At 61.2% G+C, this 23,713-nt stretch carries 19 protein-coding genes and 1 tRNA gene; 7 read left to right on the top strand and 13 right to left on the bottom strand.

Annotation, left to right across the window (positions count from 1 at the left end; translation table 11 throughout):
* The first annotated feature begins 38 nt into the window (after positions 1–38).
* Positions 39–2,051, top strand: coding sequence for an acetyl-CoA carboxylase biotin carboxylase subunit (locus ACP7B1_RS07110; RefSeq protein WP_426136838.1), 2,013 nt, complete (start codon positions 39–41; stop codon positions 2,049–2,051).
* A gap of 124 nt (positions 2,052–2,175) precedes the next feature.
* Here ACP7B1_RS07110 and lipB read toward each other — a convergent pair whose 3' ends face one another.
* The gene (gene lipB / locus ACP7B1_RS07115; RefSeq protein WP_426136840.1) at positions 2,176–2,892 is read right to left on the bottom strand and encodes a lipoyl(octanoyl) transferase LipB; all 717 of its coding nucleotides are present in this window, start codon (positions 2,890–2,892) and stop codon (positions 2,176–2,178) included.
* Here lipB and ACP7B1_RS07120 point away from each other — a divergent pair.
* The 4 genes from ACP7B1_RS07120 to ACP7B1_RS07135 all read left to right on the top strand — a co-directional run bounded on the left by ACP7B1_RS07120 (position 2,891) and on the right by ACP7B1_RS07135 (position 7,478).
* On the top strand, positions 2,891–3,196 hold the full coding sequence (locus ACP7B1_RS07120) for a hypothetical protein (protein ID WP_426136842.1): 306 nt from the start codon (positions 2,891–2,893) through the stop codon (positions 3,194–3,196). The two genes, lipB and ACP7B1_RS07120, sit on opposite strands and share 2 nt — an antisense overlap.
* A tRNA-Leu gene (locus ACP7B1_RS07125) sits at positions 3,161–3,245 on the top strand. Before ACP7B1_RS07120 ends, ACP7B1_RS07125 begins: the two co-directional genes overlap by 36 nt.
* A 213-nt stretch (positions 3,246–3,458) precedes the next feature.
* Complete coding sequence (locus tag ACP7B1_RS07130; protein ID WP_346307719.1) at positions 3,459–6,635, top strand: autotransporter domain-containing protein; 3,177 nt, start codon at positions 3,459–3,461, stop codon at positions 6,633–6,635.
* A 105-nt stretch (positions 6,636–6,740) separates the two neighbouring features.
* Complete coding sequence (locus ACP7B1_RS07135; protein WP_346307720.1) at positions 6,741–7,478, top strand: BPL-N domain-containing protein; 738 nt, start codon at positions 6,741–6,743, stop codon at positions 7,476–7,478.
* A gap of 114 nt (positions 7,479–7,592) precedes the next feature.
* On the opposite strand, the gene ACP7B1_RS07140 is transcribed toward ACP7B1_RS07135, so the two are convergent.
* The 5 genes from ACP7B1_RS07140 to ACP7B1_RS07160 form a co-directional block, all read right to left on the bottom strand.
* Positions 7,593–7,955: a hypothetical protein gene (locus ACP7B1_RS07140; protein ID WP_346307721.1), complete on the bottom strand. Its 363-nt coding sequence runs from the start codon at positions 7,953–7,955 to the stop codon at positions 7,593–7,595.
* Positions 7,956–8,177: 222 nt separating this feature from the next.
* Positions 8,178–9,449, bottom strand: a complete 1,272-nt coding sequence (locus ACP7B1_RS07145) for an alkyl sulfatase dimerization domain-containing protein (RefSeq protein ID WP_346307722.1) — start codon at positions 9,447–9,449, stop codon at positions 8,178–8,180.
* Positions 9,450–9,577: 128 nt separating this feature from the next.
* Positions 9,578–10,324 (bottom strand): ABC transporter ATP-binding protein, encoded by a 747-nt coding sequence (locus tag ACP7B1_RS07150; RefSeq protein WP_223615090.1) that lies wholly within the window; start codon positions 10,322–10,324, stop codon positions 9,578–9,580.
* Between the two features lie 41 nt (positions 10,325–10,365).
* A complete protein-coding gene (locus tag ACP7B1_RS07155; RefSeq protein ID WP_346307723.1) occupies positions 10,366–11,172 on the bottom strand; it encodes an ABC transporter permease in 807 nt (268 codons plus the stop codon).
* A 186-nt stretch (positions 11,173–11,358) separates the two neighbouring features.
* Positions 11,359–11,823 (bottom strand): GNAT family N-acetyltransferase, encoded by a 465-nt coding sequence (locus ACP7B1_RS07160; protein WP_346307724.1) that lies wholly within the window; start codon positions 11,821–11,823, stop codon positions 11,359–11,361.
* Positions 11,824–12,094: 271 nt separating this feature from the next.
* Here ACP7B1_RS07160 and ACP7B1_RS07165 point away from each other — a divergent pair, with 271 nt between their 5' ends.
* On the top strand, positions 12,095–14,140 hold the full coding sequence (locus ACP7B1_RS07165) for an NADH:flavin oxidoreductase (RefSeq protein ID WP_346307725.1): 2,046 nt from the start codon (positions 12,095–12,097) through the stop codon (positions 14,138–14,140).
* Between the two features lie 70 nt (positions 14,141–14,210).
* Here the strand turns inward: ACP7B1_RS07165 and ACP7B1_RS07170 are convergent, their stop codons facing one another.
* From ACP7B1_RS07170 to ACP7B1_RS07200, 7 genes are all read right to left on the bottom strand, one after another.
* A complete protein-coding gene (locus ACP7B1_RS07170) occupies positions 14,211–15,212 on the bottom strand; it encodes an ABC transporter substrate-binding protein (protein ID WP_223615085.1) in 1,002 nt (333 codons plus the stop codon).
* 393 nt (positions 15,213–15,605) lie between these two features.
* On the bottom strand, positions 15,606–16,988 hold the full coding sequence (locus tag ACP7B1_RS07175; RefSeq protein WP_346307236.1) for an FAD-binding oxidoreductase: 1,383 nt from the start codon (positions 16,986–16,988) through the stop codon (positions 15,606–15,608).
* Entirely contained in the window at positions 16,985–17,797 is an 813-nt protein-coding gene (locus ACP7B1_RS07180; protein ID WP_346307237.1) for an ABC transporter permease, read from the bottom strand. Before ACP7B1_RS07180 ends, ACP7B1_RS07175 begins: the two co-directional genes overlap by 4 nt.
* A gap of 3 nt (positions 17,798–17,800) precedes the next feature.
* A complete protein-coding gene (locus ACP7B1_RS07185) occupies positions 17,801–18,631 on the bottom strand; it encodes an ABC transporter permease (protein WP_346307238.1) in 831 nt (276 codons plus the stop codon).
* 70 nt (positions 18,632–18,701) lie between these two features.
* Positions 18,702–19,817: an ABC transporter substrate-binding protein gene (locus ACP7B1_RS07190; RefSeq protein WP_223615081.1), complete on the bottom strand. Its 1,116-nt coding sequence runs from the start codon at positions 19,815–19,817 to the stop codon at positions 18,702–18,704.
* A gap of 65 nt (positions 19,818–19,882) precedes the next feature.
* A complete protein-coding gene (locus ACP7B1_RS07195; protein WP_426136848.1) occupies positions 19,883–20,989 on the bottom strand; it encodes an ABC transporter ATP-binding protein in 1,107 nt (368 codons plus the stop codon).
* Positions 20,990–21,115: 126 nt separating this feature from the next.
* The gene (locus ACP7B1_RS07200; RefSeq protein ID WP_346305234.1) at positions 21,116–22,006 is read right to left on the bottom strand and encodes a LysR substrate-binding domain-containing protein; all 891 of its coding nucleotides are present in this window, start codon (positions 22,004–22,006) and stop codon (positions 21,116–21,118) included.
* A 113-nt stretch (positions 22,007–22,119) separates the two neighbouring features.
* On the opposite strand from ACP7B1_RS07200, the gene ACP7B1_RS07205 reads away from it, so the two are divergent.
* On the top strand, positions 22,120–23,703 hold the full coding sequence (locus ACP7B1_RS07205) for an amidohydrolase (RefSeq protein ID WP_426136892.1): 1,584 nt from the start codon (positions 22,120–22,122) through the stop codon (positions 23,701–23,703).
* The last annotated feature ends 10 nt before the right edge of the window (positions 23,704–23,713 follow it).

Genomic DNA, 23,713 nt, shown 5'->3' on the forward strand with positions numbered 1-23,713 from the left:
AGAACCAGAGGCGCATTTTGTGCGGGAGGTCCATAAAAGTGTTCAAGAAAATCCTGATTGCCAACCGTGGGGAAATTGCCTGCCGCGTGATCAAGTCGGCAAGGAAAATGGGTATCGCCACGGTGGCGGTCTATTCCGATGCGGATCGCGATGCTGTTCATGTCGAGATGGCTGACGAGGCGGTGCATATCGGTCCGGCGGCGGCCTCCGAGAGCTATCTCGTCGCCGACAAGATCATTGCCGCCTGCAAGGCGACCGGCGCTGAGGCCGTTCATCCCGGCTATGGCTTCCTGTCCGAGCGCGCCTCCTTTTGCGAAGCGTTGGAGAAGCAGGGCATCGTCTTCATCGGGCCGAAACCCAGGGCGATCATCGCCATGGGCGACAAGATCGAATCGAAGAAATTCGCCAATGCCGCCAAGGTGAACACCGTGCCGGGCTTTCTCGACATCATCACCGATGCGGCGCATGCGGAAAAGATCGCCGGTGAGATCGGTTATCCCGTGATGATCAAGGCCTCCGCCGGCGGCGGCGGCAAGGGCATGCGCATTGCCTGGGACGAGAGCGAAGTGCGCGACGGCTTTGAACGCGCCACCTCGGAAGCGCGCAATTCGTTCGGGGATGACCGGGTTTTCATCGAAAAATTCGTGGTCGAGCCGCGCCACATCGAAATCCAGGTGCTGGGCGACAGTTTTGGCAACTGCATTTATCTCGGTGAGCGCGAGTGCTCGGTGCAGCGCCGCAACCAGAAGGTGGTGGAAGAAGCCCCGTCACCATTCCTCGACGAGGCCACCCGCAAGGCCATGGGCGAGCAGGCCGTGGCCCTGGCCAAGGCGGTGGACTACCAGAGCGCCGGAACAGTCGAGTTCATTGTCGACAAGAACCGCAACTTTTATTTCCTCGAGATGAACACCCGCCTGCAGGTAGAACATCCGGTGACCGAACTGATCACCGGCATCGATCTGGTCGAGCAGATGATCCGCGTGGCGGCGGGCGAAAAGCTCGCGCTGAAGCAGTCGGACATCAAGCTGAACGGCTGGGCCATCGAAAGCCGCCTTTATGCCGAAGATCCCTACCGCAATTTCCTGCCGTCGATCGGCCGCCTGACGCGCTACCGCCCGCCAAGCGAAGGCCCGATCGGCAAGGCCATCATCCGCAACGATACCGGCGTGACGGAAGGGTCGGAAATTTCGATGTTCTACGACCCCATGGTGGCAAAGCTCTGCACCTGGGCGCCGACCCGGCTGGAAGCCATCGACGCCATGGCCGATGCGCTCGATACCTTCGTGGTCGACGGCATCGAGCATAACATCCCGTTCCTGGCCGCACTGATGCAGCATCCGCGCTGGCGGGAAGGGCGGCTGTCCACCGGCTTCATCGCGGAAGAATTTCCAGACGGTTTCCACCCGATTGCACCAACGGCCGGGGACAGGGACGTGCTGGCTGCCATTGCCCTTGTGGTGGAACTGGTGCGCAAGGGCCGTCTCGACGGCCTCAGCGACCGCCTGCGGCCGCATACGGGCAGGATCCGCGCCGAATGGGAGGTTCGGATCAACGATGAATACGTGCCGGCGAAAATTCACCGCAGCGTGGCCAAGCCGCCGGTCAAGATCGAACTGTCGCTGCATGGCGGCGAAGCCATCACCATCCGCAGCGACTGGCGGCCCGGCGATGCGGTCTGGGACGGCTATATCGACGACCGCGCGATAAAGGCGCAGCTGCGTCCCGTGCTCAACGGCGTGCGCATCGACTGGAAAGGCATGTCGGTGATCGGCCATGCCATGCAGACGCATGTGGCGGCGCTGGAAAAACTGATGCCGGTGAAACTGCCGCCGGACACATCCAAGATGCTGCTGTGCCCGATGCCCGGTCTGATCGTCTCGATCAACGTGGCGGAGGGTCAGGAGGTGAAGGCGGGTGAAACGCTGGCGATCGTCGAAGCCATGAAGATGGAAAACGTGCTGCGCGCCGACCGCGATCTGACCGTATCGGCCATCAATGCCAAGCAGGGTGACAGCCTGGCCGTGGATGCGGTGATTATGGAGTTCGCCTGATCTGGTTGCATGACCATCGTGCGTGGTTCGACAAGCTCACCATGAGGGATGTGGGGTGATTGCAGCCAGCAAGCTCCCTCATGGTGAGCTTGTCGAACCACGCAGATCGGTTCTGCCAAATCCTCTAGCGCTCGACCGGCCCGAACACAGGCTCGAATGCGTCCCGCAGCGCCCGGTCGAGATCGTCCATGCCGACGGGCAGGCCGAGATCGACGAGGCTGGTCACGCCATGGCCGCGCACGCCGCACGGCACGATACCGTCGAAATGGGCAAGCTCCGGTTCCACATTGATCGAGATGCCGTGGAAGCTCACCCATTTGCGCAGGCGGATGCCGATGGCGGCGATCTTGTCTTCGGCGGGAGACCCGTCCGGCAGCGGCGGGCGTTCCGGCCGGGTCACCCAGACGCCGACGCGGTCCTCGCGCCGCTCGCCGCGCACGTTGAACGCGCCAAGCGTGGCGATGATCCATTGCTCCAGTGCCGCCACGAAGGCGCGGATATCCTCGCGCCGCCGCTTCAGGTCGAGCATGACATAGGCCACGCGCTGGCCGGGGCCGTGATAGGTGTATTCGCCGCCGCGCCCCGTGGCATAGACGGGAAAGCGGTCGGCAGCCAGAAGGTCGCCCTCCTTGGCGCTGGTGCCGGCGGTGTAGAGCGGCGGATGTTCGACCAGCCAGACCAGTTCTGCGGCCGTGCCGGCGCGAATCGCCGCGACGCGGTCTTCCATGAAGGTGAGGGCGGTATCGTAATCGGTCAGCCCGTCGGCGACGCGCCACTCCACTTTCGGGGAATCGCTTTGGGCAAAAAACGCGGAGACGAGATCGTCGCGGTTGTTCTTCATGATCGGAAACCAAACTTTCGACTGTCGCTTCATCCCGGATGAATGGCGGCGAATGGGCCGTTTGCGGCCATCAAAGCGCCGATTCCATTGGGATAAAGATGGTGAGCCGCATATGGACTTTTTCCTGGAAGATTTCCAGTGTGCGGGGTGCGGCATAACTTTCACCCGGCTTTGTGAAAAACATTCGGGTTTATTGCCGACAGGGCTTGTTTCACTGAAATTCATTTGCTACATGCCGCGAGCCGACACGTTCGGCTTCTACCACAGTGCGGTCGTGGCGGAATTGGTAGACGCGCAGCGTTGAGGTCGCTGTGTCGCAAGACGTGGAAGTTCGAGTCTTCTCGACCGCACCATCTGGTTTCTCTTATAGATTGAAATCATTGCATAACAGGGCAGCCTAACGGCTGCCCTGTTGCATTTTTGGCCGGCAGTCCGCCTGCCATCGACATGGTCTCCCCGGCCATGATCAAAATCCTCAAGAACTACGGCATCTGCCGTATTGATGGAATGAACAGCGCACATTACGGGTACTGATTGCGTTGGGAATGCTATGGGGCGGGGGAATAATGTCGAGATCGAATTGGCCGGAGGGGCTCACTTCCTCCAGGCGGACAGGTGGTGCGCGCCCAACACTATTGGCGGCATGGCTGTTCTTCGTCTGTTTGGCCGTATTCTGGCCCGCCCTGTCGCAGGCCCAGACAGCGCCGGTTGCAGCCGACACGACTGTCACTGTCGCCTATGGCAGCACTGGCAACCCTGTAACGCTCAGTATTGGCGGCGGCGCGCCGACATTTGTGGCGGTCGCAAGCGCTGCAGCGCATGGGACTGCGTCAGCATCCGGAACGACGATCACCTACACGCCGGCAAGCGGCTATGCCGGAGCTGACAGTTTCACCTATACCGCCACCAATTCGAGCGGAACGTCGGCTCCAGCCACTGTTACAGTGACGATCTCACCACCTAGTTTTACCGTCACACCATCGTCGTCCCATACCGCCCAGGTTGGCGCCCCATATACGCAGACCTACACTTTCGCTGGCGGCCAAGCGCCTTTCCGTATCGCTTTCATCAGCGGCGTCCCGCATGGCGTGACCGTCACGTCAGTGACAGGCAACAGCGTTACCCTCTCCGGGACTCCGCAGGTTGCCGGCAGCTTTGGCATAACCGTGAGTGCGCAGGACAGCAGCACCGGTAGCGGCCCTTTCACAATCACCGGCGCTTTCACGCTGAATGTATCGCCATCGACAGTGACGTTAAGTCCGGTAGGGCCGACGCTGCCGGATGCCAGTTCTGGTTCCGCTTATAGCCAGACATTCTCTGCCAGTGGTGGCACAGCCCCCTATAGGTTCACGATTGTGAGCGGCGCACCTCCCGCGGGCATGACATTCAACACCGCGACGGGAGCCCTAACGGGAACGCCAAGCGCCAGCGGTACTTTCCCTTTCAGCGTGCAGGCGACGGACAGCAGCACGGGCCCCGGCACGCCGTTTTCCGCCACGAATAATTATTCGCTGGTGGTCAATGCGCCGCCGGTCATCATCGTCCTGTCGCCTTCAACCCTTCCCAACGGCACATCGGGCGTCAACTATTCCCAAACAATGGTGGCGACCGGCGGGGTGGGCCCCTATACGTTTGCGATTACATCCGGGGCGTTGCCCAACGGCATAACGTTAAGCAGCGCGGGCGTTTTGTCTGGTGCACCGACTCAGGCTGGAGCGTTCAATTTCACTGTAACCGCCACCGACGATCTGGGTATGAAAGGCACTCAGGCCTACACATTGGTAATCAATCAGGCCGTGCCGGTTGCGGTCAACGATGCCGCCGCAACCTTGGCCAACCAGGCCGTCACCATTCCCGTGACTGTCAACGATGGCGGTATAATAACCTCCATTGCCGTCACCAGCACGCCTTTGCACGGCGCGGTGGCCGTGAACGGTCTTAACGCCGTGTATACCCCGGCCGCAAACTTCTTCGGCACCGATATCTTCACCTACACCGTCACCGGGCCCGGCGGCACGTCTGCCCCGGCGACGGTCACCATTACCGTATCGCCGCTGGCTGTCCCGGTCGCCGCTGCGCATAGCGCTGCAACGATGGCTGGACATGCCACCACCATTGACACGGCGGCGGGCGCCACCGGCGGTCCCTTCACGGGCGCCGCCATTGTTACCCCTCCGGCTTTTGGCAACGCGACCATATCGGGCACTAATATCATCTACACGCCGCCAGCAGGGGCGTCAGGCGCGGTCAGCATCGGCTATACGCTGAGCAACGTGTTCGGAACGTCGCTGCCGGCCACGATCACGCTGACGGTCAATCCGCTGCCGGTGGCCGCTGCCCATTCCGTCACCACAAGGGCGGGAACGCCGGTGACGGTAAACCTGACAGAAGGTGCAACCGGCGGTCCGTTTACCGCCGCGACCATGGTGTCGCTCAGTCCATCGGGGTCAGGCACCGCAACCATTCGCGACAGCGGGGACGGTGGCAGCCGGGCTTTCCAGCTGGATTTCACGCCCTCCGCCACGTTCAGCGGTGTTGCTACGGTCAGCTATACCCTTGGCAATGCATTCACCACATCGGCTCCCGCCAATGTTACGATTACGGTGATGGCAAGGGCCGACCCATCAAAGGACATGGAAGTCATCGGCATCGTCAATGCCCAGGCGGAAGGCGCACGGCGGTTTGCCGATGCCCAGCTGTCGAATTATGGCGACCGGTTGCGCCAGCTGCGCCGGGGCGGCGGCAATGAGTCCAGCCAGGGCATCAGCCTGAACACGCCGCGCCGTGACGACGGGGCAAAGGATCGGCGCGACCCGGCCGACGCAACGCCGCTCGGGTTTTTTACCGAGCCGAGACGGACCCGGCCTGCCGAGCCGTTCAACAGAGTGGTCGCGGAAAAGCCCGCTCCGTCCCGCTTCGGCGTCTGGACGGCCGGTCAGGTCGACATTGGCGACACATCCGGCAAATCCTCCGGATCGGCCCGGGATTTTACAACCTCCGGTGTGAGTGCCGGGCTGGATTACCGTTTCAACGAACGGTTGACCGCCGGTATCGGTCTTGGTTACGGCAGGGACAGGACGGATATTGGCAGCAATGGTACGCGCAGCGAAGGTGAAAGCTGGAGCATCGGAACCTATGCGAGCTGGCGGCCGATCAGGAACACCTATCTTGAAGCCGTGCTCGGCTATGGCGCGCTCTCCTTCGACAGCAAGCGCTATCTGACGGACGATGGCGGTTTCGCCAATGGTTCCCGCGATGGGCAGCAGGTGTTCGGCAGCGTGAAGGCCGGTTATGAAATTAGCCGGGATGCCCTTTACTTCACCCCCTATGTCGGGATGGACGCATCCTGGACGAAGCTCGATGCCTTCAACGAAAGGGACGGCGGATCGAACAGCCTGCGCTTCGGCAGCCAGACGGTGAATTCACTCGTTGCCGTGGTGGGTTTTGAGACGGATTATACCTATCGTTTCACCGGCTACACGTTCACGCCGAACCTGAAAGCCGAATGGCGCTACGACATGGCAAATGCGAGCGACATTGACCTGAATTATATCGATTGGTCCGGCGGCCCGTTGTTCAGTCTCAAGGGCGATGGCACGGTGCGCAACGCGGTCCGGCTGGGCCTGGGTTTCGACGTCGTGCTCGACCAGGGGCTGAATCTCGGCCTTGCCTACAACACCACGCTTGGAGAAGGCGGCGCCATTCGTCATGGCTTCAACGCAAAGGCCGGCCTGAGGTTCTAGGCGCCGTCGCTCCGTGCAGCTTGCGCTGGCTGGTTCCTTCTCAAAATTAAACCGCAATTCGATTTAGGGTAGATCGCACCACATCACTCTAAAGGAATTGTTCTGATGTTCAGCGCTGCAAAATACGCACTTCTCGCATGTTTTCTCGTGTTGAATGCTCCCGCCAATGCATCGCAATCCGCCGTTGCGCTCGTATATCGCGGGCCTGCCGGTTGTGATGATTGTTCATCGGCGGCCGCCGAAGCCCTGAGGAACAGCACCTTCCATTTTGATGTTAAATTCATCGGCCCCAATGAGCAGCTGAAGCTGGTGCCATCCAGTTTCATTGGAGCTTCCTTATATGTACAACCCGGCGGCGGACAGGACATTGACGGCGCAAGGAGAAGCCTGGGCAAGGCGGGCATCCAGGCCGTCCGGGATTTTGTATCCAAAGGCGGCCGGTATTTTGGAATTTGCATGGGCGCGTATCTCGGTACGGATTTGGGCTTTGACATCGTCGAAGGAGAAACGGATTCCGAGGTCGGGAGGCCGGGGTTTTCCGTGTCCGATATCCGCGATCACGTGGTGCCGGTTCAATGGGCAGGGGCGTCATTGTGGACATATTTTCAGGATGGTCCGCATCTGCCCAGAAATCATGCGAATTCAGGTTTCCGGGAACTTGCCCATTATCAGAATGGCGATCTGGCGGCCGCTCGTTACGCATTTGGCAAAGGCAGCGCGACTTTGGTCGGGCCGCACCCTGAAGCGCCCCAGAAATGGTATGATCATTACGGTCTGCACAATCCTGATGGTGTGAACTCCAGGCTGATCCAAGGATTGCTGAACGCGGCGATGGCAGAATAAGGCTCCGGGGATCAGACCCGTCATCATCCGCGTGGATGCCGCTGGCAATACCAGAACAATAGCGGTCATCCCCGGGCGGAAAGAGGGGGAAAGCCCGGGGCGTCGCGGATCAGGTCAAAAACTCGGGCCGCTGTTGGTCGTCCACTCCGCATCGGGTACACCATCGGTAAAGCCGCGTTGCGCAACCACGAACGTGATGTCGGACTCCAGGACAAAGGGCGTCGTTTCATAATATGCGGTTGCAATGCAATCTTTTTCGGCGCGTGTCAGCCCGCGGCTGGTGATGACGTCGACATTGTATTCGTTCTCGTCGGTGGGTGCCAGTTTTACTTTATAATGACAGTCACGTGGAATATGGATCCTGATTACTTCGATGCCAAAGGGCCATCTGACCTTCACGGAATCTCCGCGATCGTAGTATTGATCGGTTGTGATCTCGTTCGACAGTGCTGGAGATGATGACTTGTGCTTTGTCATTTGCTTTTTTCCTCCAATATCCCTGAAGTATCCAACAACGGTTGCATCAGGAAATCAAGGTGACGACGATGTCCCTACTTGGGTCGCGCGGGCGCCAGAAGGCTGCCGGGTGCACACCCGCCGGCAGGAGAAACGAAGCCAGATAAGAATGATTGGATGGCGGCCATCCCGGCCCTGTGCCGGCGAAGCATGCAAGGTCCGGCGCTTTGCCGCCTGAGCCTGCTATGGCAGGTGTTCTTCGGACTCGCGCTGCGAATAGGCCAGGATCGCCTTGCCGATCAAGGAGGTCTCATCGACGATGCAGTCGGCATAGATGGCCGCGCGCACGCGGTGAACCGCCTTGTCCTGCGGCGCGGCTGCCACGGCAAATTCGATCAGGTGTGCGGCCACGCGCGCCTGGCCCGCGGCCCGCAGCGCCTCGGCTCGTTGCGTGACGTTTTCAACGCCGCCTGCAAGGTGCGCGATTTCCCGGCCGAGGTCCCGGTCAGCCGCCGGCTTGAGATGCGCGGGGTTTCCGTCAAACCAGCCGGCATAGAGATGCCAGACGCTGCGCACGACAAAGGCGGGATCATCGTATTTCGGCAGAAGATAGGGTTTGCCGAGAAGCTCCGAGGGCGCGCGGACGCTCTGCAGGATTGAATTCAGCGTGTCTCCCCTGTTCATCCGCTCAAGTGTCTGGCGGACGAGGCTCTCCAGGGCACTGGCAGCGTCATCCAGCATCTGCGCCACGCGCGCGGCGCCGGCAACGACCGGTCCATGGCCGGGAACCAGGATGTGGGGTTCGAGCGCATGCATGTTGCGCAGCGTTGACGCCCAATCCTGCGGATATCGCTGCACCTTGCGCGGATTGCCGGCATTCGGGAACACCCAAATGACGAAATCACCGCTGACCAGAATTTTCTTCTGCGGCAGCCAGACAAAGGTTGCATCGTCCGTTTCGCCGCGCCCGTGCGTCAGTTCCATGCGCAGGCCGCCGATATCGAGGCTGAGCCGATCGTCATAGACGTCGTCGGGGCGGCGGTGCTCGCCGGGGAAGACATAGCCGGCTTTGTTGAACTGGCGTCCCATGACGAGACTGTTCAGATCCTGCGACTGGTCATAGCGTGCGAAGCGCCGCAAGACGTTGCGGTGTGCAACGATCCGCGGGCGGGCAACACCGTTGGCATCAGCCTCCTCGTCCAGCAGTCGGGCACCCCAGGTATGGTCGATATGGCCGTGGGTATAGATGACCGTGTGGACCGGGCTGCTGTCCCAGCGGCGGATCACGTCAAGCGTTTCCCGCGCGGTCTCCCTGCCGCCCGTATCGATGAGCACCAGCCCGGCGCCGGTGCGGATTGCCGTGACATTGCCGACGACGTAATGCGTGGAGACAACAATCATATCGTCGCAGACGGCCTGCGCGGAACCGCCGGCAACCGCCGCGCTCCATTCTTCCATGGCCGCTTCGCCGCGCCATAATCTGTCGAAAAGGCGGTTCATCTCTGTGTCATGCATGGAATGGATCCTTCATCGCGATGGTCCCGCATACAGCAGGCCTCCTGACAGCCTCGTGTCAGGAGGCATTGTCCCTCCGCGCGGGTCAAGAGCGACCCGGATGTCTCCAGCATGTTTCGCGCTTGACGTTACTGGTGGCCGAAATACGCGTTCGCGACGGTTTCGGCATCGCCATCCATCTTGACCTTGCCATGCTCAAGCCAGACGATACGGCTGCAATTGGCGAGGAGCAACTGTCTGGAGTGGCTGGCGATGATCAGGATCTTGGTCTTGTTGACAAGGTCGTGCAGGCGTTCATTGGCCTTGTTCTGAAAGCTTTCGTCGCCCGCTGCCAGCCATTCGTCCATGATCAGGATTTCCGGCTGGATGACGGTCGAGATCGAAAAGGCCAGACGCAGCTGCATGCCGGTCGAATAGGTGCGCACCGGCATGTCGAGGAAGTTGCCGAGCTCGGAGAATTCTTCGATCTCCGCCTGTTTGGCAGCCATCTCGCGCTTGGAAAAGCCGAGCAGCGCGCCGCGGATGCGGATGTTTTCCCGCCCCGTGGCTTCCGCATCGATGCCCAGCGAGATGTTGATCAGCGAGGTGCATTTGCCGTTGATGGCGATGCGCCCGCCGGAGGGATAGTACACGCCGCTCATCACGCGCAGGAGCGTGGTTTTCCCCGAGCCGTTGTGCCCGATCAGGCCGAGCCGTTCGCCGTCGTTCAGGCTCAGGCTGATCGATTCCAGGCCGCGGATGATCACATGGCCTTCGGCGTTCGAGCCGATGGTGCCGCCCGTCGCCAGACTCATGACCTGGTTCTTGAGGGACCGGCTTTTCGCATTGTAGATCGGAAAATCCACAGTGACGTTATCGAGTATCATAGAAGTCATGTTGGCCTTCGCAGGAAAATGGTGGGGCGTGCCGAAAGGGTTTAGAGCCAATAGGTGATGCGCGAGCGGTAGCGGTTGAGGAAGAGCAGAGCGATGATCCATCCGATGATGGCCATGCCGGCAACCACGCCCCAATTGAGCGCGGTGCCCGTCTGTCCGAGCAGCGGATCGCGGACCACGCTGATGAGATGATAGAACGGGTTGAGATCCAGCATCAGCATGGATTTGTCAGCCGGCAGCTGGTGCGGCTGCCACATGATGGGCGTCACATACATGCCGACCTGCATGACGTTCTGGATGATCTGCGTCAGGTCGCGATAGCGCGTGCACACCACCGCCAGCACCACCATCATCCACAGAAGGTTGAGCGAGACGAGAATAAACGCCGGGAAGACCAGCAGGGCGGTCCATCCCATGAACTTGCCGAACAGCAGGAGCACGATGGGGAAAATGACGATGTTGTGGAACAGGATGATGGAGTTGCGCCACCAGGTGCGCAGGACATAGGTGAAGAACGGCAGCGGCAATTGCAGCATCGTCTCGGTATTGGAGATGAAACTGAGGCAGCCCTCGTTGATCAGCTGCGAAAAATACCCCCACATGATGAGGCCGACGCAGATGAAGGGCAGGAACTCGGACATGGGCGAGCGGAAAATGGTGCCGAATATCAGGCCCAGGGCGCCGATGAGCACGCCCATGTTGATGGTCAGCCAGAAGGCGCCCACGCTGGAGCGCCGGTAGCGCTGCGCCACGTCCTGCCAGCCCAGAAGCGCGGCGAGATGAAAATTGTTCACGGCAGCCGTGATATCTTCCCATGCGGTGATTTTCTGCGAATTCGCTATGGTCATGTCGACGCGCGTCTTTCCTTACAATGCGGGCTTTAGCATGCGGGCAAGGCCCTGCCGGACCTGCCTATACACCGGTTGGCAGAACAATTCCAAGCCGCATCGTATTTCATCAACACGGTAGAAGCGCGGTAGCATGACGATGGGTCGAGCAAAACCGGCTCTGGACAGGAGATTTGCGGTGATCGCCTAGTGCAGCGGTTTGACCAAAAAGAGGCACGGATGGCCTTCCGCCCACAATGTGGGGAAGATTTCCGCCTTGAGAAAACCGTTGCGGTCATAGAAGGCGCGCGTGCTGTCGAGATGCGGTTCATGCCGGCCGCGCGGCGCCAGCGTCTTGACCGTCAGCAGCGAACAGCCGGACTGGCGCGCATGGGCTTCGGCGGCCTGGAGGAGGGAACGGCCGATCCCCCGGCCATGGAATTCCCGGCGTGTGGCGATCACAAGGATTTCCGCCGCCGCCGGCGGGTGGTATTTGAGCGCGATCAAACCGGTGCAGGTTCCGCCGTCCGAATGGGCGAGAACGGGCAGCCCGGTCACCAGATTGGCGCAGGCAGCAATGCCATCCGGTTCCTCGAACCATTCCGGCAGGCCGCTCATGATGTCGGCGCACAGGGCGCTCTTGTTGTCAGGGCAGGTGATTTCACTGATCATCGGGGCGATCTCTCCGCTGTTGGTTGCACCCATGCGAAATACGGCATGAAAAATTTTCATCCAGGATGTAGACGCGGCGCGGCCGAGCGGATTTAGGGAATTTCTTTGCGATCAAGCGGTTGTGAATGCCGGTACGATTTGCACTGAAATCGCAAGGCTGGACGGGCCGCGATGCGCATCTGACGAATCCGCACCACAATAGGTCGCGCGGGAGAAACCCGTCGGGTGATTCCCGCTGTAGGATCGCGGAAAACAACGGGAACCCAGACCATTGCCCTCACATGCCGATCCGCTTCTGCAACCCTATCAGCTGAAACATCTGCGCCTGAAAAACCGTCTGATGTCGACCAGCCACGAGCCGGCCTATTCGGAAGACGGAATGCCGAAGACGCGCTACCGGCTCTATCATGCGGAGAAGGCCAAGGGCGGTATCGCCCTGACGATGACGGCGGGGTCGGCGGTCGTGTCGCGCGAGTCGCCGCCGGCCTTCGGCAATCTGCATGCCTATAAGGACGAGATCGTGCCCTGGCTGCGCGAACTTGCCGACGATTGTCATGAACACGGTGCCGCCGTGATGATCCAGCTGACGCATCTTGGCCGCCGCACCAGCTGGAACAAGGCGGACTGGCTGCCCGTCGTTTCGGCTTCGCCGGTGCGCGAGCCTGCGCACCGGGCCTTTCCCAAGGAAGCGGAAGACTGGGATATCGAGCGGATCATTGCCGATTATGCAGCGGCGGCGCAGCGCATGCAGGCGGCGGGGCTCGACGGCATCGAGTTCGAAGCCTACGGCCATCTGATGGACGGGTTCTGGTCGCCCGCCACCAACCGGCGCGACGATGAATATGGCGGCTCGCTCGACAATCGCCTGCGCTTCACCTGGGCAGTGATCGAGGCCGTGCGCCGGTCCGTCGGCCCGGACTTCATCGTCGGCATCCGCATGGTCGCCGACGAGGACTGGGAAAAGGGCCTGTCGCGGCAGGAGGGCGTCGAGATTGCCCGGCGCATCGCGGCATCGGGCAAATTCGACTTCCTCAACATTATTCGCGGCCATATCGATACGGATGCGGCGCTCAACGAGGTCATTCCGGTGCAGGGCATGCGCTCGTCGCCGCATCTCGATTTTGCCGGGGATGTCAGGCAGGAAACAAAATTTCCGGTCTTCCATGCGGCGCGCATCGCCGATGTGGCCACCGCCCGCCACGCCATTGCCGAGGGCAAGCTCGACATGGTCGGCATGACCCGCGCCCATATCGCCGACCCGCATATCGTGCGGAAAATCGAGGCGGGCGAGGAGCATCGCATCCGCCCCTGCGTCGGCGCGACCTACTGCCTTGACCGCATCTATGAGGGCGGTGAGGCCTTCTGCATCCACAATGCGGCGACCGGGCGCGAAGGCACCATGCCGCATGCCATTGCCAAAGCGGCAACCAGCCGGAATGTGGTCGTCGTCGGGGCAGGGCCTGCCGGACTGGAGGCGGCGCGTGTTGCGGCCGAAGGCGGGCACAGCGTCACCGTGCTGGAGGCTTCGGACCATGCGGGCGGGCAGGTGCGCCTTGCCGCGCAGAATCCGCGGCGCAAGGAGATGATCGGCATTGTCGACTGGCGGCTCGAGGAGCTGCAGCGGCTGGGTGTTTCCCTGCGCTACAATGTCTGGGCCGAATCCGGCGATGTGCTTGGGCTTTCACCCGATGTGGTGGTGATCGCCACCGGCGGACTGCCGCAAAATCCGCCCCTGGCGGCGGGCGATGATCTGGTCACCTCGAGCTGGGATATCCTGGCAGGCGCGGTGAAGCCGGGCGAAACGGTGCTGCTCTATGACGATAATGGCGGCCATCAGGGCATGAGTGCGGCGGAGATGATCGCGCGCGCCGGTTCAAAGCTCGAACTCGTCAGCCCGGAACGGTTTTTCGCGCCTGAAATGGGCGGCATGAACCACGTGCCTTACATGCGCGCGTTCCACGAGCACGGGGTGCGGGTGACCATCAACACGCGGCTGATGAGCGTCGCCCGCAACGGCAACCAGCTTGTCGCGACATTGGGCTCGGATTTCGATCCGGACTATCACGAGGAACGGCTGGTGGATCAGGTGGTTGTCGAGCACGGCACTTTGCCGATCGATGATCTCTACCGCGAGTTGAAGCCGCTGTCGCGCAATGGCGGGGCGGTGGATTACGGTAATCTGGTCAATGGCGGCGCCATTTTCCCGCAGCGGTTGGCGGAGGGGCAATTCGATCTGTTGCGCATCGGCGATGCGGTGCATGCCCGCAATATCCATGCCGCCATCTATGACGGGTTGCGTTACGCCATCCGGTTTTGAGAGCATATGCGTGATGTTAGAGCTATCTCCCCCAATGAGGGGGAGATAATCACTGCGATCCATTTCAAGTTTACTTCAGCGAAGCCTTCACCTTTGTTGCCACGTCGGCGCTGACCCATTTGGTCCAGATGTCCTCGTGGTTCTTGAGGAAGTATTTTGCACCGTCTTCACCGGTTGCCTGATTGTCGGTCATCCAGGCGAGCAGTTCATTGACGGTCTTGTTGGACCATGACCGCGCCTTCAGGTAGTCCATGACCGGGCCGGACTTTTCGCTGAACTTCTTGGTGACGACCGTATCGACTTCGGCCAGTTCCCAGGCGTTCTTTTTCGGGTCGGCGCAATCGGCCACGGTGTTGCAGCGCTTCCATTCCGCCGCGTTGAAAGGCGCGCCGTGATCAAGCCTGACCATCTGGTACTTGCCGAGGAGGGCGGTGGGTTCCCAGTAGTAACCGACCCAGCCCTGCTTGCGTTCATAGGCCTTGGCGAGCGACCCGTCGAGGCCGGCGGCTGACCCGGTGTCAACCAGGGTAAAGCCCTTCTTCTCCGCATCATAGGCCTTGAAGAACTGTGCGGTCGCCAGCGTGCCGCCCCAGCCGGGAGGACCATTGAACACAGCGCCCTTGGAAGCGTCTTCCGGTGCCGGGAACAGTTCGGGATGTTTCAGCGCATCGTCGATGGTCTTGATGTCGGGGTGGGCGTCGGCGATGTATTTCGGAATCCACCAGCCCTGCACGCCGCCATCCGACAGCGATTTTCCGGTATAAACGAGCTTGCCATCGGCAACGGCCTTGTCGAGGATATCGCGCATGAAATCGACCCAGCCTTCGGGAGCGATGTCCGGCTGGCCCTTTTCGGTCATCGATGTCAGGGTCGGGATCGTATCGCCCTGCACGATGTCGGCATTGCAGCCATAGCCCTTGTTGAGAATGATCTTGTCGAGATTGGCGAGAACCTCCGCCGATTGCCAGTTCATGCTGGCAATGGTCACGTCGCCGCACTCGGCTGCCGATGCCGCGCCCGCGGCACCCATCAGGGCAAAGGCCATGACGCTGCTCATCAATAGTGTCTTCATGTGAGAACCCCTTTTGTTGGTTTTATGGTGGTGGAAATGGCCGTTCGCAGCAGCACCGGACGCAGGGACTGCACCCGGCCTGTACAAAGCCGATAGGAGAATGGCTGGACCATGGCTGAAACGATAACCCTGCATGGGGTGCCCGAGAAGCCCGAACGCGCCACATGCTTTGTTCTCAGCGACATGGCTGGGAAGAGCAGAATACGCTTGTTGCAATGATATCGTGCGTGGTTCGACAAGCTCACCATGAGGGAGATGGCGGGCTGCAAGGCCAATCGGAAATGTTGAGTTTGAACACTCCTGCAGAATATGGCTCCCTGCAAAGCACCAATCTCCCTCATGGTGAGCTTGTCGAACCACGCACACCAGTAATGCCATGTGTTATTTGAATGGCTAACCAATAATTTTACCCGGGTTCATGATGCCGTTCGGATCGATGGTCCGCTTGATCGTCCGCATCAGGGAGAGTTTCACCGGGTCGGCCAGCGCCTGCAGTTCCGGCATCTTTTCCAGGCCGATTCCATGCTCGGCGGAGAAGGAGCCGCCCATCTGCCGCAGGTTGGCATAGACGATGTCCTTGACCGCATCCTTGTGCGGGTTCTCATCTTCGCCGGCCACGCAGATATGCAGATTGCCATCGCCGAGATGGCCGAAGGCAAAGCCCCTGACATCGGCGCCGAGCGCCACAACGCCGCTGTCGAACTGCCTGAGATAGGCATCCAGATGCTGCAGCGGCACCGAGATGTCGAACCAGTAGCCATGCGGATAGGCACGGGTGATGACATTGCTGTCTTCGCGGATATTCCAGATGTCGTTCCGTTCCTTGCCGCTCTGGGCGATGATGGCATCGAGCACCAGTTCGTTTTCGATGGCAGCGCCAAGCGCCTCTTCCAGCGCTGTTTGTGCGGATTGCTGGTCGAGGCCTTCGGTTTCGACAATGAGATAGACCGGCGCTGCGGTGAATGCGGTGAGCGATGCGGGACCAAGGGCTTCGACGGCAAGGCTGAAGTAGTTCTGCGCCATGAATTCGGTGCGCAGCAGACGCAGCGCGCGATCCTGCCGGAGCGTCTGGAACAGCGACACCGCCGTTGCGGCGGACGGGCAGGCGACAAGTGCGGTGGCGGTAAACCGGTCGACCGGCGCCAGTGCGAGGACGGCGCGGGTGACGATGCCGAGCGTGCCTTCCGCGCCGATAAAAAGCTGCTTCAGGTCATATCCCTCATTGCTCTTGGTCACTTCGGCGAGATCGCTCATGATGGAGCCGTCGGGCAGGACCACTTCGAGCCCCAGCACGCGCTGGCGCATGACGCCGAGCCGGAATGCTTCCATGCCGCCCGCATTGGTGGAAATCATGCCGCCAATGGTGGCGCTGCCGCGCGAGGGGATGTCAATGCCGGTGGTAAGGCCGACCTTGGCGGCTTCCTCCTGCAGCGCCTGCAGGGTGACGCCGCTTTCGACGATGGCGGTTCCCGCCGCCGCTTGCACGGATTCGATCCGGTTGAGCGCAGCCAGCGACAGAATGATTTCGTCCCTCTGCGAGACGGCGCCGCCGGCAAGGCCGGTGCGCCCGCCATGCGGGACAATGGCGATCCGGTTGTCGTTGCAGAATTTGACGATGGCGCAGACCTGTTCGACATTTCGGGGGATGGCCATCAGCCCCGCATCGAGATTGTACGGATCGGAGCCCGGATGAATGGCCCGCAAGGCGTCGCCCGTCTTGATTCCGCCCGCGCCGGTTATCGCCTCAAGCGCTGCTACACTATGGTCTGCAATCATTTTGTCTCCGATGTCCCGCGCCGTTCGATGAAAATCCTCAGGGCGAGGATGACCGCGGTGACGATGATCAGAAGCACGGAAATGGCGGCGATGGCAGGATCAATATTGTCGCGCAGGCCCATCCACATCAGGCGCGGCAGGGTAATGGCATTGACGCTGGTGATGAACAGGGTAACGCCGATCTCCTCCCAGGATAGCACGAAGGACAGCAGCGCCGCCGTGGCGATGCCGAATTTGATGTTGGGGATGATGATGCGGAAGGCGCGGGTGGTAAGGTTCGCACCGAGGCCGCGGGCGGCGAGATCGATACGCCGGTCCACCTGGAACAGCGCCACGAGGATGAGAACCACGGCAAAGGGCGTGATCATCACCGCATGGGCCAGCGCCACGCCGATCCACGTGTCATAGCCGATGAAGCTGTTGAAGGCGGAAAGCGTCGTCATGAGGAAATACAGCGTCATGGCCGATACGACGGGTGGGACGATCAGCGGCAGCAGCACGAAGCCGATGAGCAGCGCGGAAAAGCGCGGCTGGAACATCCAGATGCCGAGGCCGAACAGGGTGGCGAGCACCGTGGCGATGGCGCTGGAAAGAATGCCGATGCGCAGGCTGAGCAGCACGCTTTGTCCCCATGCCGGATTGTCGATGAGGGCCTGGTAATGTCGCAGCGACAGCGTGCCCGTCGGCATCGACAGAAACCGTTGCGGCGTGAACGACACGGGCACGACGGCCAGAAGCGGCATCAGCAGGAACAGCGCGACGGCGGTGGCAATGATCAGGAGGACGGGACCGGGACGGGATGATTGCATGGGTCAGCCCACCAGATGCGCGGGTTTGATGAAGCGGCGCATGAGTGCGAGCAGGATGCCGATGAACAGCACCAGCACCACGCTGATCGCCGCACCGAGCCCCCAGTCGGGGCTCTGGAAGATCCGCAGATACACCAGTTCTGCCACCATGACGCTGCGGCCGCCGCCGAGAATGGCCGGGGTGACGAAGAAGCCGAGGGCGAAGACGAAGACGATCAGCGCCGCGCCGATCAGGCCGCCATAGGTCAGCGGCACGAAGACGCTCCAGAAGATGCGGCTGCGCGATGCGCCCATGCCGCGCGCCGCCAGAAGCACGCGCTCGTCAATGGCGCGCATGGCCGAGGCAATGGGAAAGACCGCGAAGGGAATAAGAAAATGCGTCATGCCGACGATGACGCCGAACTCGTTGCGGGCCAGCGCCAGCGGTTCGCTGATGATACCGGCCGCCTGCAGCCAGGTGTTGATCAGGCCGCGATTGGAGAGAAGCGCCAGCCAGCCGAAGGCGCGGGTCAGCACGGAAATCCAGAAGGGCACGAGAATGCAGAATTCCGCCAGCATGCGCTGCACCGGCGTTCCGCGCACCCAGACATAGGCGATGGCATAGGCCATGACCAGCACGGCGGCGGTGACGATCAGGCAGATGCGCAGTGTGCGTATGAACACGGACTGGACGAGCGGATCGGTAAGCACGGCGCGATATTGCCCAAGCCCCGGTTCGGGCAGGGTGACGCTCCATCTGACGACACCGAGAAACGGCACCACATAGGCAAGCCCGAGAAACAGCAGCAGCGGCGCAAGCAGCAGGATTGTTCGTGATGTCGCCGACTTTCCCATTCAAAATCCCTGTTGCTGTCAAAATGCGGCCGGTGATCTCCCCCGCAAGGGGAAGATCACCAAGCCATGCTCAAGCCGAGATGACTTTCGTGTATTCGTCGAAAGCCGAGGCATAGTGTTCGGCATACCATTCCATGTTCAGCGGGATCTGCTTGGCCATATTGGCCGGGTCGACGCAGTTGACCCGCTTCTTGTCGGCTGGAATGAGCGCATCGGTGGCCGGATTGGCCGGGCCCTGTCCGAGCAGTTCGAACATCTGCAGCTGGCGTTCCGGCGTCTGCGCGCTGGCGATGAACTTCATCGCATTGTCCTTGCCGCCGGGATTGTTTTTCATCACGGCGAGAGCACCGGGTGAAATCAGGCCCTGATCCCAGACGAATTTGATATTGCCGCCGGAATCCTTTTCGAGCAGTTGCGCGCGGGTCGACCAGATCAGCGCCATGGAGGCCTCGCCGTCCATGAGCACGGACTGGCTCTCGGCGCCGCCGCCCCAATAGGCCACGACGTTTTCCTTGAAGGCGGCGATCTTGTCATGGGCGCGCTTCAGGTCGAGCGGGTAGAGTTTTTCCGGCGCCACGCCATCGGCCATCAGCGCCGCTTCCCACATCGCCGAGCCCCATTTGTAGAGGGAGCGCTTGCCGGGGAATTTCTTCACATCGAAAAAGTCGGCCATCCCCGTTGGCACGTGATCGCCGAATTTCGACGAGTCATAGGCGATGATGTAGGAGAAGAAATAGGTCGATGCCGCATGATCCCAGCCGAAGCCGGGGCGCATCTTTTTCCTGTCGACAATGGCGTAGTCGATGGGCTCGAGCATGCCCTGCTTGCCCAAGGTGATACCGGAGAAGGGATCGATGTCCATCAGGTCCCAGCTGGGCTTGCCGCTCTTGAACTGGGCGGTGATGGCGCCCTCCGTCGGGCCGGAACCGTCCATCTTGACGGCAATGCCGCTCTCCTTGGTGAAGGGCTGGCCATAGGCCTTGTCATAGGCGGTCATGGCATCGCCGCCCCAGTTGACCAGCACGAGGTCTTTCGCCTGTGCCAGTGCCCGGTTCGAGCGCATGAGGGCCGGCGCACCCGCCAGCAGCATCGCGGCCATCTGGGTGAAACGGCGGCGGCTGATTTCGCCGCGTTCCACCTTTTCAGCCAGTATTTCCAGGCAGTCTTTTTGAAATGCGTGATCCATTGTGTTCCCCTAGGATTGTTATTGTCACATTCCGTATGTCCGGCCCTGTGGCCGTATGCGTGGTTCTAGGTCTGGTGCGGCAGTAAAAACCCCTGTTCTATGGGCCAGGACACCCAGACATCGGCGCGGTGCGCAAAGGGCGGCGTTGCAACCGTCGGCATCGACACCGCGATCGATGCGCCGGTGCGGGTTTTCAGGTGATAGCGGGTGACGGCGCCGAGATAGGTCGCGTCCTCGACCCGGCAGGCGATGGCATTGTGCCCGGTGTTGTTCGGCGCTGCCGCGATGGTCATATGTTCGGGGCGCACGGCGGCGACGGCTCTTGGCCCGATCTGCGGCTTTGTCCGGGCAAGCACGATGGTCCTGTCCTCGAACTGCCCGGCCGCCCTGTCGCCATCGAGGCGCAGCGCATCGAGCGGCAGAAGATTGATCTCGCCGAGAAACTCCGCGACGAAGCGATTGGCCGGCCGTTCATAGACGTCCTGCGGGCGTCCGACCTGCAAAAGCTCGCCATGGTTGAAAATTGCCACGCGGGAGGACAGAGCGAGGGCCTCCGACTGGTCATGCGTGACGAAAACAAAGGTCGTGCCGGTTTCCTGATGCAGGCGTTTGACTTCCTCCTGCATCATCTCACGCAAATTCTTGTCGAGAGCGGAGAAGGGCTCATCCAGCAGCAGCACCGAGGGTTCGAAAGCCAGCGCCCGCGCAAGAGCAACACGCTGCTGCTGGCCGCCGGAGAGTTTTGTCGGCAGCTTTTTCTCGTGCCCGATGAGGCCGACCCGCTCGACCATCTCGCCGACGCAGCGCTTGATGTCGGCGGCGGAGCGACCGCGCACCTTGAGCGGGAAGGCAATATTCTGTTCAACCGTCAGGTGCGGGAACAGGGCATAACCCTGGAACACCATGCCGTAGGAGCGGTCTTCGGCCGGCACATCGGTGATATCCCGGCCATCCATCATCAGGCGGCCTTCACTCGGCGCGGTAAAGCCGGCGAGAATCATCAGGAATGTGGTTTTTCCCGATCCGGAAGGACCGAGAAGGGTGAGAAACTCGCCGCGTCCGATGTCGAGCGACAAATCCTTCAGCGCACGGAATGCACCGAACGTCTTGCCAATGGAAACAGCCTTGATCTCGGCGGCTTTCGCATCGCCCAGTTGCATGCGTTGAGGCATTGATTGACCTCTTTCCCCTTCTTTTCGGGAAAGCCTAGGCACAATCTCCGGTGACGACAATTGAAATATATTGCCGCGATACGTGAATGAAATTCACGCCAGCATGAGCAGATGTTATTCCTGACCTCATGCGTTGCGCGTTTGCGACAGGCGCGATTTCAGCCATTCCGTGAACGCCAGCTGGGCCGGATGCTCGATCTTGGCGAAATCCGTGACGAGAAAATACGACTTCGGCGACTTGATGCTGAGGTCGAACGGACGGATGAGTTGACCTGCCTTCATGGCTTTGCGGCAGGTGAGCTCATCGCCCATCGCAACGCCCTGCGCCGTGATGGCGGCGGAATAGACAAGGTTCATGTCGGAAAAGATGATGCCGCGCTCCGAATCCGGGTTCTCGACATTGGCCAGCGCCATCCAGCGGGTCCAGTCCTCGAAATCGCCCAGATGCAGCAGCGGCGCGCGCAACAGGTCTCTTGGCTCGGCAATGCCGCCGATCTTGTTGAGCAGCACCGGGCTGCACAGCGGCGTGAATTCCACCTCGCACAGCAGTTCCACAGCGCGGTTCGGCCAGTTGCCGTCACCGAAGGCTATAAAAATATCGACGGTGGAATCAGTCACGTCGTCGAGCTTGCGCGGCGTGACGATGCGCAGCGCGACATCGGGATATTTCTCCTGAAACTCGGCGATATGGGTGCACAGCCACAGCGACGCGAAGCCCGCCGTCGAACTCACGCACAATGATCCGCCGACACCCGCCGGGCTCTGCCGGCCGCCGGCATCGTCGATGACGATCAGCGCCTTGCGCACGTCATTGGCATATTTGCGGCCGCGCGGCGTGAGCGCAACGCCCTTGCCGTCACGTTGCAGGAGTTCGAAGCCGAGATCGCGCTCCAAGAGGCGCAGCTGATGGCTGACCGCGCTGCGGGTGAGATGCAGCTCTTCCGCCGCACGCCAGACGCTGCCGTGCCTGGCAAAACTCTCGAGCGACCGCAGGGCCTGTGTGGAAGGAATGCGCATGAATGGAATTCCGGTTGATGAGGTGAATAGAATTTGCACGTTTTGAAAAAACATATCACTTTTTGTCCCGCCTTCCAGATGATTATCTCGCCGCAACGGGGAGATGGATCGTGATCACGGCAGCAGGAAGCACAGCGCTGGATTTTGTCGACGCGCATCAGGCCGACCTGTCGGCATGGACGCGCACCATTTTCGATTTCGGCGAAACAGCCTGGCGCGAATATCAGTCGGCGGAATGGTATGTGGCGCTGCTGCGCCGCGAGGGTTTTGACGTCGAGGTCGGCTCGGGCGGCATGCCCACGGCATTCTGCGCGCACTGGACCAACAGGGCTGGAATGACAGGCAAATCCCCTGTCATCGGCATGTATGCGGAATATGACGCCGTCCCCGGCAACTGCCAGGATGCGGCAACGGTCAAACGGCCAAGACCCGGCTTGAACGAGCATGCGGGCGGCCACACGGACCCGCATTCGGGGCTCGGCATTTCCAGTCTCGGCGGGCTGCTGGCAACAAAGGCCGCCATGCAGAAGCACGGCATTGCGGGCACGCTGCGCTTCACCGGCGAACCCGCCGAAAAAGTGCGGGGCTCGAAACCCATCCATGCCGCCAAGGGCTACTATGACGGGCTGGACGGAATGATCTCGTTCCATCCGTTCTACATGCTGCCGCTGTGCAATACGGTGCGCTGGGAGACCCACTGCGGCGCTGCCTATTCGATGATCTACCGCTTTGTCTGCGACCAGCCGGAGGGTTGGGGGCTCAGCGACGGTGCGCCGATCCCGCAATCCCACTCGGCGGTGCGCGCCCCCGGCGCCAACGATGCGCTGATGATGATGTACATGGCCTCGAAGGCGCTGCGCGATTCCATGCTGCCGCATCAGGGCGGCTGGTCGATCAGCGAGGCGATCCTGACGGCGGGGCAGGCGACGGCCGACAATCTTCCCGCCGGGCTTGCGGAAATCCAGTACATGATGCGCGTGCCTGACATCGCCATGGCCGAGCGCGTCACCGCCGTGCTCGACCGCAACGCCGAGCACGCTGCCGCCATGACCGGCTGCCGGGTGGAGCGGCACTGGGTGTGCAAGTCGCGGCCCGGTCTTGCCAACCATGCCATGGCTGAAGTGACCTGGGATGCCCTGCAGACCGCCGGTGCGCCGCGCTGGAACGAGGCGGCAAAGGCGGTTGCGCGGGAGATTCAGGTGAATGCCGGGATCGATGCGATGCAGGACCCGTTTCTCGATGAATGCGAGGCATTGATCGCGCCTGTGGAAGCTGAGGCGATCCTGCGCCGCGACCTGCCACCATCGCAGATCAATTCTACCTCCGACGATTATACCGACATGACATGGCACGCGCCGACCGTACGGTTCTACGTGGCGCGGCCCGCTTTGAAGGCACCGAAAGGGTTTGCCTATCCGGGCTGGGTGATGAATGCGCTCGGCGGTATCCCTGCAACGATCGATCCGATGGTGCTGACAGCCGCCAGGACGGTGGCGCTGACGGCCCTGCGCCTGCTTGAGGATGGCGAGGCGAGGGACAAGGCAAAGGACGAATTCATCCGGCGCACCGGCGGCGGAATTGGCGGGTCAAACTGGATCGCACCGCTATGCGACTACGAGCCGCCGATTCATTTCCGCTGGCCGGAATATGTGACCACTGCACGCGGGCGGGACTGGTGGATACCCACGCGCCCCTGACAAGGAGACG

The organism is Phyllobacterium sp. SL163 (assembly GCF_049896885.1).
GTDB lineage: Bacteria > Pseudomonadota > Alphaproteobacteria > Rhizobiales > Rhizobiaceae > Phyllobacterium > Phyllobacterium calauticae.